The sequence below is a fragment of the Collinsella sp. AM18-10 genome (assembly GCF_003471585.1).
Taxonomy (GTDB): domain Bacteria; phylum Actinomycetota; class Coriobacteriia; order Coriobacteriales; family Coriobacteriaceae; genus Collinsella.
Genome location: NZ_QRJO01000016.1, coordinates 1 through 1,596 on the forward strand (window position 1 = coordinate 1; position 1,596 = coordinate 1,596).

The window sequence follows — 1,596 nt, forward strand, 5'->3', positions numbered from 1 at the left end:
GGTTGATTTTCAATCTCAACGCAACAGCCTGAACGGGCCCCGCGTTTCCGCAGCTAGCGCAACGCGGGAATAGCTCCCGGCACCTGGCCGTCGCACCGTTTCCGCAGGTGGAGAGGCTATGGAGGCCGGTGCCCCCATGCCGCCGCCGCATGCTCCGCCAGCCCGCCGCGCAGCCGTTCCGGACTCAGCGCAACGGGCCTTCCGGCCCATGTCCCGGCCCGCCGCCTATCCCGCCAGCGGCCCCTCGCCCCTCGCGGCCCTGGCCCTGTCGATGCAGCCGGGCGTGAGGTCGAGCTCGCCGGGCGCCAGCTCCTCTATCCCGAGCGCGTCCATGAGGGCGGAGGCGTCCTCCCCGAGGGCCATCCGCAGCACGCGCGCCGGCGTCAGGAACCCGAGCGCCCCCCTCGGCTCGGAGTTCACCTGCGACATGAGCAGCGCGCAGTCCGCCGCCGTCAGCCGGTCGAACCTGGCCCCGGCGCCCTTGGGCAGCAGCTTCCTGATCTCCACGTGGTTCTTCTCGCACGCGCCCTTCTGCTGGCTCTGCCGGGGGTCGCAGTAGAAGAGCCTGGTCTCGCCGTCCCGCTCGCCGATCAGCGCCGCGATGGCGCCCTCGTCGGCGAACTCGCTCCCGTTGTCGGTGAGCACGGCGCCGAAGGCGCGCCTCGCGCCGTCCTCGCCGAGGACCCCGCGCAGGGAGGAGAGCGCCGCCAGGACCGAGGCGCACGTGCCGTCCGGCAGCGGCAGGGCCAGCTGGAAGCGGCTCGGGCGGTGCAGGAGCGTGAGGAGCCTGGCGGAGTCGCCCCTGGAGCCCTCGACGGTGTCCATCTCCCAGGCCGCGGCGCAGGCGTCCTCGCCGAGCGCGAGGAACGACGCGTGCGACCTGCGCGACGAGTGGGACGTCGCCCTCTTCGGGGCCCGGCGCGACCTCGGCCTGTAGCCGACCTTGCGCCTGAGCTCCATGTTCGTCATGCCGTCGTAGCCGGCGTCCACCCACCTGTAGACGGTGGAGGCGCTGAGCCCGGGGGTCGTCGCCGCTATCTGCTGCGGGGAGAGCCCGCGCGCGAGCCCGTCCCTGATGGCCGCGAGCTTGGCGGCGGCGCCCTCCTCGGTCTCGTCGATCCCGGACCTGCTCGCCGAGAGCTCGGCGTCGGCCGCCTCCTGCGCCCTCCTGGCGCTGTAGAACACCCTGGGCCTCCTCGAGCAGCCGTAGCCCCTCCTGTGCGAGCAGCCGTTGCAGCACCTCGGCCACGCGGAGAGCCTGGGGCAGGCCCCCGAGAGGTCCGCGGGCGCGGGCTCGCCGTAGCGCGAGCGCGGCGCGGTGACGTAGCGGTGCGCCGCAACCTCCCTGGTCACGGTCGAGGGCGACCTGCCGAGCTCCGCGGCGATCTCGCGAGCGCTGCGGTTGCGGTCGAGCATCCTCTCGACCGTGTTCCTCTCGTGCCTCGTGAGCCTCCCGTACGACCTTCCGGACGGCTTGGGTCTGGACATGCCGGCCTCCCTCCATCGCGGGCCGGGGGATTCCGGCCCCTCTGGGGTTGCCTACCCGGATTCGCGCCTCAGGACTCAGCGCAACGCGTTGCGCTGAGTCCTGAGGCT

The 1,596-nt window shown here is 73.1% G+C and carries 1 protein-coding gene; it reads right to left on the reverse strand.

The window, feature by feature from the left end:
* Positions 1 to 225: 225 nt before the first annotated feature.
* Positions 226 to 1,488, reverse strand: a complete 1,263-nt coding sequence (locus DW211_RS08500; RefSeq protein WP_118095256.1) for an IS30 family transposase — start codon at positions 1,486 to 1,488, stop codon at positions 226 to 228.
* Between the last annotated feature and the right edge of the window lie 108 nt (positions 1,489 to 1,596).

Bases quoted from the DNA above. Each gene is read 5' to 3' on its own strand.
- DW211_RS08500 (WP_118095256.1), bottom strand. From the start codon at position 1,488: ATGTCCAGACCCAAGCCGTCCGGAAGGTCGTACGGGAGGCTCACGAGG.